Source organism: Asanoa sp. NPDC050611 (assembly GCF_040654855.1).
Taxonomy (GTDB): domain Bacteria; phylum Actinomycetota; class Actinomycetes; order Mycobacteriales; family Micromonosporaceae; genus Asanoa.
In genome coordinates this window covers 1-13,649 of record NZ_JBFAIU010000006.1, presented here as the reverse complement: position 1 = coordinate 13,649, position 13,649 = coordinate 1, and the positions used below count along the sequence as shown (strand labels likewise).

The following is a 13,649-nucleotide window of genomic DNA, read 5'->3' as shown; positions in this document are numbered from 1 at the left end:
TGCCGCATTGTGGCACTGGGGACCTTGAACGCCACCCGTCCGTGTCAGAAACATCACTGCATCATGCAGGTAACAAACTGGGTCGACGGTGCCGTTTCGGCGGGCCTACGCTGCCCGAATGCTGCTCCGCATGACCACGCTGTTCCTCCGCACCTTGCGCGAGGATCCGGCGGATGCCGAGGTCGCGAGCCACCGCCTGCTGCTGCGGGCCGGATACGTCCGGCGGGCCGCGCCGGGTGGCTTCACCTGGCTGCCGCTCGGCAAGCTGCTGGTCGACCGGGTCACCGACCTGGTCCGCGCCGAGCTGGCCGCCGTGGGTGCGCAGGAGGTGCAGTTCCCGGCGCTGCTGCCGCGGGAGCCCTACGAGACGAGCGGGCGGTGGACCGAGTACGGCGACGGGATCTTCCGGCTGGCCGACCGGCGCGGCGCGGAATACCTGCTGGCACCGACGCACGAGGAGATGTTCGCGCTGCTCGTGCGCGACCTGTGCGGCTCCTATCGGGACTTTCCGGTGCTGCTCTACCAGGTGCAGACGAAGTTCCGGGATGAGGCGCGGCCCCGGGCCGGGTTGCTGCGGGGGCGCGAGTTCCTGATGAAGGACGCGTACTCGTTCGACCTCACCGACGCCGGGCTCGACGCCTCTTACGCGACCATGCGCGGCGCGTACCAGCGGATCTTCGATCGGCTCGGGATGAGCTATGCCATCGTCAAGGCGTCGTCGGGGCTGATGGGTGGGTCGGCGTCCGAGGAGTTCCTGGCCACGACACCCGTGGGCGAGGACACCTATGTGGCGTGCGCCTCCTGTGGCTACGCGGCCAACGTGGAGGCGGTGGTGACGCCGCCTGGTGTGGCTGTCGATCCGGCGCTGCAGCCGGCGGCGTCCACGCACGACACGCCGGACACGCCGACCATCGAGTCGCTGGTGGCGCTGGCCAACGCGCGGGAGCTGGGCGGACGCTCCGATTGGACGGCGGCCGACACGCTCAAGAACGTCGTCGTCACGGTCACGCCGCCCGGTGGCAAGGGTGCGCCGCTGGTGATCGGGGTGCCCGGTGACCGGGAGGTCGACCTCAAGCGGCTGGCCGCGGCGGTCGAGCCGGCCACGGTGGAGCTGTTCGACGACTGGGCCGCGTACCCGGCGCTGGTCCGGGGTTATATCGGTCCGCAGGTGCTGGCCGGGCTCGGCATCCGGTATCTCGTCGATCCACGGGTGGCGGTCGGCACGGCCTGGTTGACCGGTGCGAACGCGCTCGGGCGGCATGCGGTCTCGGTGACCCATGGGCGCGACTTCGTCGCGGACGGCACGATCGAGGCGGCGGCGGTGCACGAGGGCGATCCGTGCCCGGAGTGTGGTGCGGGCACGTTGACCATGCGGCGGGGCATTGAGATCGGGCACATCTTCCAGCTCGGGCGGCGGTTCACCGACGCGTTCGGGGTCGACGCGCTGGGTGCCGACGGCAAGCCGGTGCGGCCGACGATGGGCTCGTACGGCATCGGGATCTCCCGGGCCGTCGCAGCGATCGCTGAACAGCACCACGACTCGCGGGGGCTGGTCTGGCCGGCCGCGGTGGCGCCGGTCGACGTGCACGTGGTCGCGGCGGGCAAGGGTGAGCAGGTGGCGGGGGCGCTGGAGTTGGGTGCGCGGCTGTCGCGGTCGGGCCTGCGCGTGCTGGTCGACGACCGTCCTGTCTCGCCCGGGGTCAAGTTCACCGACGCGGAGCTGCTGGGCATGCCGGTGGCCGTCGTGGTCGGCCGTCGTTTCGGTGAGGGCGTGGTCGAGGTGCGGTCCCGGGCGACCGGATCGCGGGTCGAGATGTCCGTCGAGGAGGTTGCTGACGCGATTGCGACTGGCAGAGCTATTTCCGGCGTACCGTCGGCTTAGCTGAGCGGGCCTGGGGTACCGCTGGTGTCACGAGGGGGAGCGGGGAGGCGTCGTGGCCATTGTGCGAGTCGCGGACGTGATGACAAAGCGGATCGTGTACCTGCCGTCGGAGACCCCGCTCGACGAGGCGGCCCGGGCGATGGCTGAAGCCGACATCGGTGACGTGGTGGTGACCGAGGGCGCCAACCTGGCTGGGATGGTCACCGACCGCGACATCGTGACGCGGTCGGTCGCGACCAACAAGAAGCCGTCGTCGGTGACGCTGGGCGAGGTGGCGGTGCGGGAGATCGTCATCATCGAGCAGTCGTCGACGCTGAAGGAGGCGGCCGACCTGATGCGGCAGCGTGCGGTGCGCCGGGTCCTGGTCGCGGATGCCGATCGGCAGTTGGTGGGGATCATCGCGCTGGGTGATCTGGCGCTGGTCCATGAGACAGCGGTCACGGCGCAGCGCAGCTAGCTGGCCGGCGGGCTGTCTTCGCGCACGGCGGCGGCTCGACGCGGGTCGATCGGCCGGAGAGGCTCTAATCTTGAGAGATGCCGCCCAAGCTGGCCGAGATCGTCGAGGAGTTCCGCACCGCGCCACGTGACGTGGTGCTGGAGATGCTGCTCGAATTCTCGGACGCCGTGCCGCCGCTGCCCCCTGAGATGGCGGGGCACGCCGGGATGGAGCCTGTGCCCGAGTGCCAGACGCCGTTCTTCCTCAAGGCCACCGTCGCCGCGGACAAGACCGTGACGGCGTGGTTCGACTGCCCGCCCGAGGCGCCGACGACACGGGCGTTCGCGGGCATCCTGGCCGAGGGGCTGTCGGGGGCGAGTGCTGACGAGGTGCTGTCCGTACCCGACGATCTTTATCAGCAGATGGGTCTGGCACACGCGATCAGTCCGCTGCGGGTCCGCGGCGGCGGCGCGATTCTGGCGCGGCTCAAGCGGCAGGTGCGGGAACAGACTTCCTGAGCGGCGGGTTGCCGTTGGCGTGGAAATCGAAATCTACGCCGATGTCGTCTGCCCCTGGTGCTACATCGGCAAGCACCGGTTCGAGAAGGCGCTCGCGTCCTATGCCGGGGACGTGACCGTCCGGTACCGGCCCTTCCAGCTCGACCCCTCCCCCGTAACCCGTCCGGAGCCGACCGTCGAGGCGCTGGCCCGCAAGTTCGGCGGCCCGGAGCGCGCCCGGCAGATCACGGAGCAGACGGCGCAGACCGCGGCCCGTGACGGCCTGGAGATCAATTTCGCGAAGTCGCTGACGGCCAACACCTTCGACGCGCACCGGCTGGTCCGGCTGGCCGACCAGGTGGGCAAGTCGGGCGAGCTGGTCGAGGCGCTTTATCAGGCGCACTTCGTCGACGGCGTGGACGTGGGCTCGCACGCCGAGTTGGCGCGGCTGGCGGGCACGGTCGGCCTCGACTCGACGGAGGCGGCGGCTTACCTGTCGTCGGGCGAAGGCACGGACGAGGTGCGTGCGGCGCTGGCCGAGGCACGCGACCTCGGCATCACCGCGGTGCCGATGTTCGTCTTCGCCGGGAAGTACGGTGTGAGCGGCGCTCAGGAATCAGAGACGCTGCTGCAGGTCCTGGCCGAGGTGGAGAAGCGCGAGGCTAGTTGATCTTCGTGTTCCACGTGGAACATCAACGGGCAAGGTCCTCGACGACCTGCGCGTTGGGCAGCAACGGCAACGCGGCACCCGGCAGCTCGATCTTGCTGTGCCGCACGCCGGACCCGATAATCACCCGCGCCGTGCCAGCGACGCGGGCGTCGACCAGGACCGGCCAGTCAGCGGGCAACCCGATCGGCGTGATGCCGCCGTACTCCATCCCGGTCAAGGCGACCGCCTCGTCCATGGGGGCGAAGCTCGCCTTCCGCACGTCGAGCATCTTCCGCACAACGCCGTTGACATCGGCGCGAGTGGTCGCCAACACCAGGCAGGCGGCGTAGCGCACGTCCCCACCCCGCTTACCGGCCACGATGACGCAGTTGGCGGAAACATCAAGGCCGACGTCGTACGCCTCGCAGAAGGCGGCGGTGTCGGCCAACTCCGCGTCGATCGGCGCGACGAGGACGTCGTCAACAGCCACAGCGGCGGCGTCGGGCCAGCGATCGAGTGCCTCGATAACAGGCTTGGCCAGCAGATCCACCCGGCCCAGAGCCGGCTCAGTCTTCAGCGTTCCCAACACACCGCCGATCCTGCCACGAAGCGCCAGCTATGCCCGCCCCCCGACCACCCGAAGCCGTAGCCAAGCGCCGGCCCGTGGGGAAGGGTTCCTGGCTTGATCAGCGCCATTTGAGTCTTGGCGGGCTGATCACTGCCCCGCGCGTGTCTCCGCAGGCGGTCGCGGGGCAGTTCACGCTTCGCCCGGCGAACGCAACCCGACCTCGTCGTGCCCGAGGCGATGAATGGTAGGCGCGCCGCAACGGCATCGAGTGCCCGGCGGTTAACGCGACACCCATGTGGGCGGCGCCGTTGCTGAACAAGTGGCAATCACCCCCCACTTGCCGCGACATGACCTTGACGAGGGTGGCCGACGACGCCCGCATCTGCCGCGCTCACTTGCCGCTATGAACCGCGGGGGCAGGACGCCACCTGCACACAAGGCAGGCCGCAGTTGCCGCGAAGCCGCACACCGTGGTTGCCGCAACCCCCCACAGCGCAACGCGCGGTCCAACCCCCGGCCAGAGAGCGCGTGTCGGCCAGGTCGGAGCTTCCCCACGGCGCCAGCCAGCCGCCGGGTGCCGGTGCGACGTTGCCGGCGCTGGTGCCCCGCGGCCGTGCATCGGGTTGGTCCTGGTTCTGTCCCATGCCGCGTCGACGAGGGCCAGTCGCTGCACTGGGGCTCGCGAAGCGTGCCACCCCACATCGCCGCGCCCCGTCCAACCGCACGGTCGCGCGCCGTTGCCGCAACGCCTCCCCCACTAGCACAGCCGGCCGGTACACCTCCCGCACTGACCGCGGCGCCACATCACCTCCCGCACTGACCGCAGTGCCGCACCACCTCCCGCAGTAGACGCCCGCGCCGGAACACCTCCCGCACTGACCGCGGTCGCCGCAAGGCATCGCGCTGAACGCGGTCGCCGCACGACGTCGCGCACTGGGCGCCGCGCGCCGCAACGCCTCCCGCGGTGGGCGCGGTCTCCACAACACCGCCAGCAGTAGGGGCCACCGCGCCACGACAACCTCCCCGCACCGACCGCTGTCGCCGTGCCTCGCGCAGTCGGCGCCGCCGCGCCACAACAACTCCCGCACTGAGCGCGGTGCCACAACACCTCGCGCACTGGGCACCACGCGCCGCGACGCCTGCCGCGGTGGGCGCGGTCGCCGCACCACCTCCCGCGCTGAGCGCGCGGCTTGCACCAGATCGCGCCGTGGGCGCCGCGCGCCACAGCAACTCCCGCGGAGTAGGCGCTGCGCGCCGCAGCGCCTCCCGCAGTCAGCAACGGTCGCCACAACAACTCGTGCGTTAGGCGCTGCGCGCCGCAGCACCTCCCGCAGTCGGCGCGGCCGCCGCGCCACCGCCCGCAGTAGGCGTTCCGCCGCGCCGCCTCCCGCGGTGGGCAGGGTCGCCGCAACACCTCCCGCGCTGAGCGCAGGGCCGCACTAGGTCGCGCATTGGGCGCCGCGCGCCACAACGCCTGCCGTAGTGGTCGCGGTCGCCGCCCACCTCCCGCAGTAGGTGCGATCGCCGCAATCCCACGGGCGGAGAGTAGTTGGCGTCACAGCTGTCGACGATCGCGGTTGCACGACCCACCGGACGCTTCCATCGCGGAAGTCCCCAACAAGATCAACCAGCGATCGGTCGGGACAGGCAGACTGTGGTTGCCGCGCACACCCACCGGGCAGAGCGCGCTCGCCGCGACTCCGCCCAGGCACGACAGGGTCCCGCAGCCGGCGCCCGGCACGGCAGTTGCCGCAACGGCCGGCCAGTGTGGTGGTGGGCGACGCGCCCAAGAACCGGTTGGCTGCTCGGCCTCCGACTAAGAGGCCTCAGTCGGCAGCCTGCTGTTGGTCGAAACGCTCTTCAACCCCACCACGAGGCGCAATCGGGGAGCAGATCGCCTGCTGCCCGGACTGAGGGAGCAGAGCTCGAGCCCGACCCACGCGCAGGTGGCCGCGTGGCTGAGTGTGGGTCCGTCTAAAGGGCGCGAGCCCGGACCGCAAGTCGGCCATCCCGACCTGTTCACGCTCGTCCATGTCCGGCACTCCAGCCGGTACGCTGCGCGCGTGGGCTATGACCTTCTGTTCATGCGCCGGCAGCCGGGGCAAACCTGGGACGAGGCGCTCGAAGTCGCCGAGGACTACCAGGACTTCGGTGCCGGGCCCGACGAACAGGTCTGGCAGCGCGTCACGAAGCGGGCCAAGCTGCTGCTGGGCGACCTCGTCACCACGCTCAGCGACGACAACGGACAGCTCACCCACGAAGGCACCGGCATACAGCTCATCCTCTGCGCCGACTCCGCCGAGATGACGGTCCCCGACAGCGCCACCGCCGTACTCCGGACCATGTTTCTCCTCGGTCAGGTCGTCGAGGAGGAGACCGGGCTCCAGGGGTACGACCCGCAGGCCGGCCAGCCCATTCGCGAAGCCGCCGCCGACCTTGATCTCGGTGCCGCGTCCTTCGAGATGGTCGCTCGCGTACTCAGCAAGCCCAGCTAGGGCGCCTCGATCTGCCACCGCTTCGCCAGCTGGCGGCGGCCCTCGTCCGTGATCCGGAGTGCGCGGCCGCCCGGTGCGCGCCGCACGAACCAACCCTCCGCCAACGCGTGCGTGCACACCGCCGCGCCCAGTGCGCCCGCCAGATGCGGCCGCCGCTCCGTGAAGTCCAGGCATGAGCGCGCGAAGGAACGCCGTGTCGACCGCGCCCCCGCCACGTCCACGCCGGCGTCGGCCAGCGCCGAAGCGCCCGCCGGCGTCAGGACGAAACCGTCACCGCCGGCGACCAGCAGACCATCCGCCACGAACGCGTCGACCAGGGCCACCGCGACCACGCCGGCTAGGTGGTCGTAGCACGTGCGGGCCAAGGTCATCGCTTCGTCGGTGCGCGACTGGCGTAGCGACCGCACCGGCCGCGGCGGGCTGATCGCGCCCAGTGCCTCCAGCGCGTGCGCCACATCGGCCGAGGCCAGCCGGAAGTACCGGTGCCGGCCGCTGTGCGTGACCTCCACCAAACCGCCGGAGACCAGCTGGGCCAGGTGCCCGCTCGCCGTCGACGGGCGGACCCGGGCCGCGCGGGCCAGTTCGCCCGCCGCCAACGCCGAGCCGGACAGGAGCGCGTCGAGCATCGCCGCCCGGGCCGGCTCCGCGATCAGCCGGGCGACCGCCGCGAGGTCTACGTCGGTGGTCATCGCCCAACGGTAGGCCCGCGACAGTTCGGGCGGCACCGAAGCGTCCCGCGCCTACGGTCGCTGCATGATCACCGAACTGATCCAGGAGTCCGTCGACGACGTGCTGGCCCGGGCCGCCACCTGGCTCGGCTGGGACGGGACGCCCGTCTACCGGGACGGCAATGCCTGGACCCCGCACAAGGCGATTCGCCGCGTCGCCGACCACCTGCTCGACCACCTCGCGGAGATCGACTGTCGCGTCGCCGGGCTGCCGACGATCCCCGACGAGTGGCACGGCCGCACGGTCACGACCCACGCCGACTTCGCCCGGTTCACCGAGACCGACCTCGACGAGGCGCGCAGCCGGCTGACGAGGCTCGCCGCCTGCTACCGGGCCCGGCTCCAGCACATCGACCCGCAGACCCTCGACGAGAAACCACAGGACGGCGCCTGGTCACTGCGCGAGGTGATCGAGCACGTCGCGAACGTCACCTACTACGCCCGCATGCTCGACCAGGCCGAAGCGAGCTAGCTCGGTGCCTCCGACGGCGCATCAGCATCCCCATCACCAGACGGCGACGGCGTCGGCGAAGGGCTCGGCGGCGTCGGAGAGGGCGTAGCTGACGGCGGCGGCGTGGTCACCCGCGGCGACGGCGGCCGGGTAGGAGTAGCGCTCGGCGAAGGGCGGTGCGTCGTCGTTGAAGGCGACGGCGTCGTGGTCGGCGGACGAGTCGAGCGCTCCTCGCGCTGCTCCGACCCCGCCGGCCGCCCCGGCTGCTCCGTCGACTGCGCCGGGTCAGGCCGCAGCAGAAGATAGAAGACGAACGCCACGACGAAGACCAGCCCGAGTACGACCGTCGACAGCCGCACCTTCCCCAACAGCCGGCGGCTCACGAGGCCGCCATCGGCTCGGCGGTGTCCACGGCCGCGGCGACCCGGATGCCCTCGTGCTGGAACGCCAGAGCCACCCGCGACCGCAGTTCACGCCCCACGTCGAACTGCTTCCCGGGCAACGTCCGGGCCACGATCCGCAGATGCACCGAGTCGACCTCGAGGCTCTGCACACCCAGCACGGTCGGCGCGTCCAGCAGCATCTGGCCGAGGTCCGGGTCCTCGACCGCCGCCGCGGTGACCTCCTGCAGGATCTCGCGCGCCCGGGTCAGGTCGACCGAGGCCGGCACCGGCACGTCGACGACCGCCCGCGCCCAGTCCCGCGACATGTTGATGACCTGGACGATCTGGCCGTTGGGCACAATCACGACCTCGCCCTGGAGCGTTCGCAGCCGCGTGATCCGCAGCGTGACCTCCTCGACCGTGCCGGTCACGCCGGCCTCCGAGCCCAGCGTGCCGATCCGGATCACGTCACCGAACCCGTACTGCCGCTCGAAGATGATGAACGTCCCGGCCAGGATGTCCTGCACGATCCGCTGGGCGCCGAAGCCGAGCGCGACACCGAGCACCGCCGCGGGCGCGACCAGGCCGGTGATCGGGATGCCGAGGCGCGAGAGCACCAGCACGGCCGCGATCGAGTAGATCATCACGATGACGACCCAGGTCAGGCCCTGCGTGACGACGTGGCGGTGCTTGGCCGCCTCGTCCGCGATCTGCTCGTTGCCGGCCGGCCGGGCGTCGATGCGCTGGTAGATGCGGCCGCTGATCCAGCGAGCCAGACGCGACAGCAGGATCGCGCCGGTGACGAAGAGGACGATCTCCAGACCACTGCCGCGGAGCCAGTCGGTCAGGTCGTCCAAAGGAGCCATCGCCACCACCATGGCAACCCATCCTGACACGGGCGCCGCGGCCTCGCACCAGCCGAGCGGCCGGATCGGGCGCGGCGAGAATCACACGATTCGGACGTGTGGCCGCCGACGGAGCCGCACACCGAAGGCCACGGCGACGACTGCGAGGAGTAGTCCCGCGGTCACCGCGCCGTGCAGCAGCCCGCGATCGAGGTAGCCCGCCGACGTGTGGTCGATCGCGTACGTGCCGATCTCCCGGCTGTACCAGAACGGCAGCAAGCGGGCCGCGTTGCCGGCCGGGTCGAGGATCATCTGCAGCCCGACGACCGTGAGCAGCACGAGCATGCCTTCGAGGTCGCGGGGCAGCAGCGCGCTGACCGCGAGCCCGAACAGCGGCGCCACGAGCACGCCGATCAGCATGATCACCGCGATCGCGCCGTACCGCACGTCGTGCTGGTCGAACCTGATCAGCAGGAAGTACGGCGCCGACAGCCCCAACCCGAGTGCCCAGAGCGCCGCCAGCCGACCGAGGAACAGGTCGTGCGTCCGGTAGCCGGACAGCCGCAGCCGCGGTTCGAGCGACCGCGCCGCCGAGCCCACGAACAGCGCCGCCGTGCTCAACGCCCAGCTCAACCCGAGGCACACGAACCGGATCGACTGGCCGAGATGGTCGCCGCGGCGGGCGAGATAGAAGGCCAGGGGCAGGACGAGCAGCATCAGGAGTACGCCACGCCGCCGCGCCGTCTCGCGCAGCGTCATCTCCGCGACCGTCAGGGTCCGGGTCATGCCGCCACCCCCGTGTCGCCGGCCGACAGGTCGAGCACGACGTCGACCCGGTCGAGCTGGTTGAGCAGGTGCGTGACCACCACGACCGCCCGCCCGGCGTCGCGCCAGCGCCACACCTCGTGCCAGAAGTCGAGATAGGTGCCGCGGTCGAAGCCCTGGTACGGCTCGTCGAGCAGCAGGATGTCGGGGTCGCCGAGCCCGGCGAGCACCAGGTTGAGCTTCTGCCGCGTGCCGCCCGACAGCTGCCGCGCCTGCTCGTCGCCCGGCGCCCAGTCGAGGGCGGCCGCCTGCCGGGCACCGTCGCGGGCCGCCGCACCGCGCGGCACACCCCGGCCCGCGCCGATCAGCGCGAAGTGCTCGTCGGCGCGGAGGAAGTCGGCGGTCCCGCCCGCCTGCGGGCAGTAGCCGACCGTCCCGTGCAGCTCGACCCGACCGCCGTCCGCACCGGTCAGCCCGGCGCAGATCCGCAGGAACGTCGACTTGCCGGAGCCGTTGGCGCCCACGATCGCGGCGACCTGGCCGGCGTGCACGGCCAGCGAGACGCCGGAGAGCACGGTGCGTCGCCCGTACCGCTTGACGATGTCGATCGCCCGCAACCGCACCGGGCCGACGGCCGCGCGCGCCGGGCCGACCGGGCCGCCCACGCTGTCCGCGACCGCCGCCGCGTACGCGGCCGGCGGACCGAACGCCCGCAGCGGCGGCTCGCCGCTGTCGCGCAGGTGCCCGGCCGCCTCGGCGACCACGTGCCCCGCCAGGTCCGGCCCGACGCCGTGCCGCCGGAGCTCATCGGTGAGTGCGGCCAGCCAGATCTCGTATCTCACCGCGCCGTCCTTTCCTGGAGTATCGCGCCGACCCCGCCGGCGAACGCCGCCCACTGGCCCGAGGCCTCGGAGAGCACCGCCCGCCCGGCGGGGCTGACCTGGTAGTACTTGCGGGCCGGGCCGCCGCCGCCCTCACGCCAGTAGACGGTCACCAGGCCGGAGCGCTGCAACCGCAACAGCACGGGATAGAGCGTGCCGCCCTGGATCGCGCCGAGCCCGGCGGACTGCAGCGACTGGGCCAGCTCGTAGCCGTAGGAGTCGCCGCGCGCGAGCAGCCCGAGGACGCACAGGTCGAGCACGCCCCGTAGCCACTGCGCCCGGCGATCCTGATCCATGGTCGAGCACGCTAGCACGGCTATCTAGATAGCGGAACCATCTAGCTACGGCGCGGCCAGTGCTTCCGTCGGCGCGAGCCGGGCGGCGCGCACGGCCGGATAGAGCCCCGCGATCGCACCGATCAACAGGGTCGCCGCGACGGCGCCGAGCGAGGCCCACGCCGGCACGACCGCGGGCCAACCCTGGGTCACCGCGTACGCCGTGGTCACGCCGATGCCGAGCAGCACGCCGCCGATCCCGCCGAGCGCGCAGAGCAGCAGCGACTCGGCGAGGAACTGCGTCCGGATCTGCCCCCGGGTGGCGCCGAGCGAGCGGCGCAGCCCGATCTCACCCCGCCGCTCGAGCACCGAGATGACCATCGTGTTCGCCACGCCCACGCCGCCGACCAGCAACGCCACCGCGCCGAGGCCCAGCAGCAGCCCGGTGAACGCGTCGTCGGCGGCCCGGCCCGCGGCCAGCGCGTCCGAGGGCCGCGACACCTCGACCTCCGCCGGCGACTCCGGGTTGGCGGTGTTGGCCAGCACCGCCGCCACCGCTTCCACGGACGCCTCGTCGGCCCGCGTGTAGATGGTCGTCGCGTGCCCGTCGAAACCCAGGTAGTCGGTCGCCGCCGACCAGCCGACCAGCGCCGACGTGTCCAGCTCCGGCGCGAGCGGCACCGGATCCAGCACGCCGACCACGGTGAACCAGGCGTCGCCCAGCCAGACCGGCTGCCCGACGGACGCACCCAGCCGGTCAGCCGCAACGCGGCCCAGCACCACCGCCGGGTACCGCGCGGTCCCCGCGTTGAGCCACCCGCCGCGGGCCACCGTCGCCCCGACCGTCGCCGGCAGGTCGAGATAGCTGGCGACCACCGCGATGCTGCCGTTCTCGGCGGCCGGGACGCGATCGGTGCGGTAGACCTTCGCGTCCACCCGGCCGGTGGCACTGACCGAGGTCACGGGCCCGATCCGCCGCACCATCGCGACCGCCTCGTCCGGCAGCGTCGCGGGCTCGTCGGCGAACAGCTTGTTGCCGGGGCCGACCGTCAGCAGGTTGGTGCCGAGCTGGTCGAGCGTGCGCTGCAACTCGGCCCGCGACGAGGCGGACACACCGACGACCGCGGTCATCGCCGCGATGCCGATCGCGATCCCGAGCGCGGCGAGCACGGCCCGCAACGGCCGGGAACGCAAGCCGGTGGCGCCGAGCCGGGCGACGTCCGTGAGGCGGAGCCGAGGCTCAGTTCGCATGGCTCACCGTCCGGCCGTCGCGGATCTCGACCCGGCGCGGCAACCGCGCCGCGATCTCCCGGTCGTGCGTGATCACGATGATCGTGGTGCCGGCCGCGTTCAGCCCGCGGAGCAGCTCGAGCACCGCCGCACCCGACGCCGAGTCGAGGTTGCCGGTCGGTTCGTCGGCGAGCAGCAGATCCGGGTCACCGACCACCGCCCGGGCGATCGCGACCCGCTGCCGCTCCCCGCCGGAGAGCTCGTGCGGCCGGTGCCGGAGACGGTGCGCGAGCCCGACCGTGGTCAGCGCCGCCCGGGCCCGGTCGAGCCGCACCGATCGGCGTACGCCCGCGTAGAGCAGCCCGTCGGCGACCGCGTCCAGTGCCGGCACGCCGGGTGCCAGGTGGAACTGCTGGAAGACGAACCCGATCCGGCTGGCCCGCAGGGCGCTGAGCCGGCGGTCGGTGAGCCGGGCGATGTCGTGGCCCGCGATCTCGACGGTCCCGGACGTCGGCCGGTCCAGCGTGCCGACCAGGTGCAGCACGGTCGACTTGCCCGAGCCGGAGGGCCCGACGATCGCGACCAGCTCGCCCGCCTCGACGGAGAGCGAGATGCCGTCGACGGCGACGACCCCGCCCGGGTACACCTTGCGCACGTCGCGCAGCGCCACCAGCGTCATGACGGCATCCCCACGGCCATCCCCTCGGCGACGCCCGCGCCGCTGACCTCGACCCGGCCGCTCGCGAACAGCCCGGTCTCGACCGCGACGAAGTGGCTGGTGGCGCCGTCGAGCACCTGCAGGCCGTAGCCGCCCTCGGCCAGCGCGACCAGGGCGGCGACCGGAACGGTCAGGACGTCCGCGCGACTCTCCGCGGTCAGCTCCACGTCGACCGGCGCCTCACGAAGGTCACCGAGCGCCTTCTCGTCGGCGACCGTGACGGTCACCTCGACCGTGGGTTCGGCGTCGGGCTGGGCGGCGGTCGCGACCGCGCCGACCGTGGCGACCTTGCCCCGCGCGGTCTTCCCGTCGGGGAGCTGGATCGTCGCCGCCGCGCCGGCCACCGCGAGGTCGCGGTCCGCCACCGGCAGGTCGATCGTGACGAGCCGCCGGGTGCCGGTGTAGCTGAGCACCGCGCCGCCGGCCGGCGCGCCGACCTCGGCATTGTGCGCGGCGACCCGGATCGGCCCGGGCGCGTACGCGACGAGCGTCGCGGTGACGGTCCCGGTGACCGGGGCGCCGAGGTCCTCCTGCCAGGAACGGACGGCGGACGCCGTCGCAGACGTGTAGTCGTCGTCGACGGTGAACCCGTCGTACCCCAGCGCCGCCAGGTTCTGCTCGAACTGCCGCACGTCGGCGCCCTCGACGCCCGACGCGAGCGGCCGGTACACCGGCAACGGGCCGTAGAGCAGCACCACCGGATCCCCGTCGACCCGGTAGATCGGCTTGCCCCGGGTCACCGTCGCGCCCTCGGCGGCCAGCCAGGTGACCATCCCGCCGGCGCCGCGCAGTGCGACCGGGTCGCCGTAGCCGAGCCGGCCGTCGACCTCGTCGGTGGCGACCAGC

The 13,649-nt window shown here is 72.3% G+C and carries 15 protein-coding genes; 6 read left to right on the top strand and 9 right to left on the bottom strand.

Annotated features, from left to right (window positions below; genetic code table 11):
* The first annotated feature begins 118 nt into the window (after positions 1-118).
* The 4 genes from AB0H87_RS01880 (at position 119) to AB0H87_RS01865 (ending at position 3,485) form a co-directional block, all read left to right on the top strand.
* Positions 119-1,882 (top strand): proline--tRNA ligase, encoded by a 1,764-nt coding sequence (locus AB0H87_RS01880; protein WP_360137992.1) that lies wholly within the window; start codon positions 119-121, stop codon positions 1,880-1,882.
* A 52-nt stretch (positions 1,883-1,934) separates the two neighbouring features.
* On the top strand, positions 1,935-2,339 hold the full coding sequence (locus AB0H87_RS01875; protein WP_360137989.1) for a CBS domain-containing protein: 405 nt from the start codon (positions 1,935-1,937) through the stop codon (positions 2,337-2,339).
* A 77-nt stretch (positions 2,340-2,416) separates the two neighbouring features.
* Positions 2,417-2,836: a SufE family protein gene (locus AB0H87_RS01870; protein WP_360137986.1), complete on the top strand. Its 420-nt coding sequence runs from the start codon at positions 2,417-2,419 to the stop codon at positions 2,834-2,836.
* Between the two features lie 19 nt (positions 2,837-2,855).
* Positions 2,856-3,485, top strand: a complete 630-nt coding sequence (locus AB0H87_RS01865; RefSeq protein ID WP_360137983.1) for a DsbA family oxidoreductase — start codon at positions 2,856-2,858, stop codon at positions 3,483-3,485.
* 22 nt (positions 3,486-3,507) lie between these two features.
* Here the strand turns inward: AB0H87_RS01865 and AB0H87_RS01860 are convergent, their stop codons facing one another.
* Positions 3,508-4,050, bottom strand: a complete 543-nt coding sequence (locus AB0H87_RS01860) for a YbaK/EbsC family protein (protein WP_360138128.1) — start codon at positions 4,048-4,050, stop codon at positions 3,508-3,510.
* Positions 4,051-6,095: 2,045 nt separating this feature from the next.
* Here AB0H87_RS01860 and AB0H87_RS01855 point away from each other — a divergent pair.
* The gene (locus AB0H87_RS01855; protein ID WP_360137980.1) at positions 6,096-6,527 is read left to right on the top strand and encodes a hypothetical protein; all 432 of its coding nucleotides are present in this window, start codon (positions 6,096-6,098) and stop codon (positions 6,525-6,527) included.
* Here AB0H87_RS01855 and AB0H87_RS01850 read toward each other — a convergent pair.
* Positions 6,524-7,216: a helix-turn-helix transcriptional regulator gene (locus AB0H87_RS01850; protein ID WP_360137977.1), complete on the bottom strand. Its 693-nt coding sequence runs from the start codon at positions 7,214-7,216 to the stop codon at positions 6,524-6,526. The genes AB0H87_RS01855 and AB0H87_RS01850 overlap by 4 nt on opposite strands.
* 64 nt (positions 7,217-7,280) lie before the next feature.
* Between AB0H87_RS01850 and AB0H87_RS01845 the strand changes: the two genes are divergently transcribed.
* The gene (locus AB0H87_RS01845) at positions 7,281-7,727 is read left to right on the top strand and encodes a DinB family protein (protein WP_360137974.1); all 447 of its coding nucleotides are present in this window, start codon (positions 7,281-7,283) and stop codon (positions 7,725-7,727) included.
* 358 nt (positions 7,728-8,085) lie between these two features.
* Here AB0H87_RS01845 and AB0H87_RS01840 read toward each other — a convergent pair whose 3' ends face one another.
* The 7 genes from AB0H87_RS01840 to AB0H87_RS01810 form a co-directional block, all read right to left on the bottom strand.
* Positions 8,086-8,955: a mechanosensitive ion channel family protein gene (locus tag AB0H87_RS01840; RefSeq protein ID WP_360137971.1), complete on the bottom strand. Its 870-nt coding sequence runs from the start codon at positions 8,953-8,955 to the stop codon at positions 8,086-8,088.
* A gap of 81 nt (positions 8,956-9,036) precedes the next feature.
* Positions 9,037-9,720: a hypothetical protein gene (locus AB0H87_RS01835; RefSeq protein WP_360137968.1), complete on the bottom strand. Its 684-nt coding sequence runs from the start codon at positions 9,718-9,720 to the stop codon at positions 9,037-9,039.
* Positions 9,717-10,541 carry an ATP-binding cassette domain-containing protein gene (locus AB0H87_RS01830; RefSeq protein ID WP_360137965.1) on the bottom strand — a complete coding sequence of 275 codons (825 nt, stop codon included), beginning with the start codon at positions 10,539-10,541 and terminating at the stop codon, positions 9,717-9,719. Before AB0H87_RS01830 ends, AB0H87_RS01835 begins: the two co-directional genes overlap by 4 nt.
* On the bottom strand, positions 10,538-10,876 hold the full coding sequence (locus tag AB0H87_RS01825) for a PadR family transcriptional regulator (protein WP_360137962.1): 339 nt from the start codon (positions 10,874-10,876) through the stop codon (positions 10,538-10,540). Before AB0H87_RS01825 ends, AB0H87_RS01830 begins: the two co-directional genes overlap by 4 nt.
* A 45-nt stretch (positions 10,877-10,921) precedes the next feature.
* Positions 10,922-12,106 carry an ABC transporter permease gene (locus AB0H87_RS01820; RefSeq protein WP_360137959.1) on the bottom strand — a complete coding sequence of 395 codons (1,185 nt, stop codon included), beginning with the start codon at positions 12,104-12,106 and terminating at the stop codon, positions 10,922-10,924.
* Positions 12,096-12,764: an ABC transporter ATP-binding protein gene (locus AB0H87_RS01815; RefSeq protein WP_360137956.1), complete on the bottom strand. Its 669-nt coding sequence runs from the start codon at positions 12,762-12,764 to the stop codon at positions 12,096-12,098. The genes AB0H87_RS01820 and AB0H87_RS01815 overlap by 11 nt, the downstream gene beginning before the upstream one ends.
* The coding region (locus AB0H87_RS01810) for a peptidoglycan-binding domain-containing protein (RefSeq protein WP_360137953.1) at positions 12,761-13,649 on the bottom strand (889 nt) is incomplete at its 5' end. The genes AB0H87_RS01810 and AB0H87_RS01815, both read right to left, overlap by 4 nt.

Excerpts from the sequence above, each read along its gene's own strand:
- AB0H87_RS01880 (WP_360137992.1), top strand. The coding sequence starts at position 119 with ATGCTGCTCCGCATGACCACGCTGTTCCTCCGCACCTTGCGCGAGGAT.
- AB0H87_RS01870 (WP_360137986.1), top strand. The coding sequence starts at position 2,417 with ATGCCGCCCAAGCTGGCCGAGATCGTCGAGGAGTTCCGCACCGCGCCA.
- AB0H87_RS01850 (WP_360137977.1), bottom strand. The coding sequence starts at position 7,216 with ATGACCACCGACGTAGACCTCGCGGCGGTCGCCCGGCTGATCGCGGAG.
- AB0H87_RS01845 (WP_360137974.1), top strand. The coding sequence starts at position 7,281 with ATGATCACCGAACTGATCCAGGAGTCCGTCGACGACGTGCTGGCCCGG.
- AB0H87_RS01840 (WP_360137971.1), bottom strand. The coding sequence starts at position 8,955 with ATGGCTCCTTTGGACGACCTGACCGACTGGCTCCGCGGCAGTGGTCTG.
- AB0H87_RS01835 (WP_360137968.1), bottom strand. The coding sequence starts at position 9,720 with ATGACCCGGACCCTGACGGTCGCGGAGATGACGCTGCGCGAGACGGCG.
- AB0H87_RS01825 (WP_360137962.1), bottom strand. The coding sequence starts at position 10,876 with ATGGATCAGGATCGCCGGGCGCAGTGGCTACGGGGCGTGCTCGACCTG.
- AB0H87_RS01820 (WP_360137959.1), bottom strand. The coding sequence starts at position 12,106 with ATGCGAACTGAGCCTCGGCTCCGCCTCACGGACGTCGCCCGGCTCGGC.
- AB0H87_RS01815 (WP_360137956.1), bottom strand. The coding sequence starts at position 12,764 with ATGACGCTGGTGGCGCTGCGCGACGTGCGCAAGGTGTACCCGGGCGGG.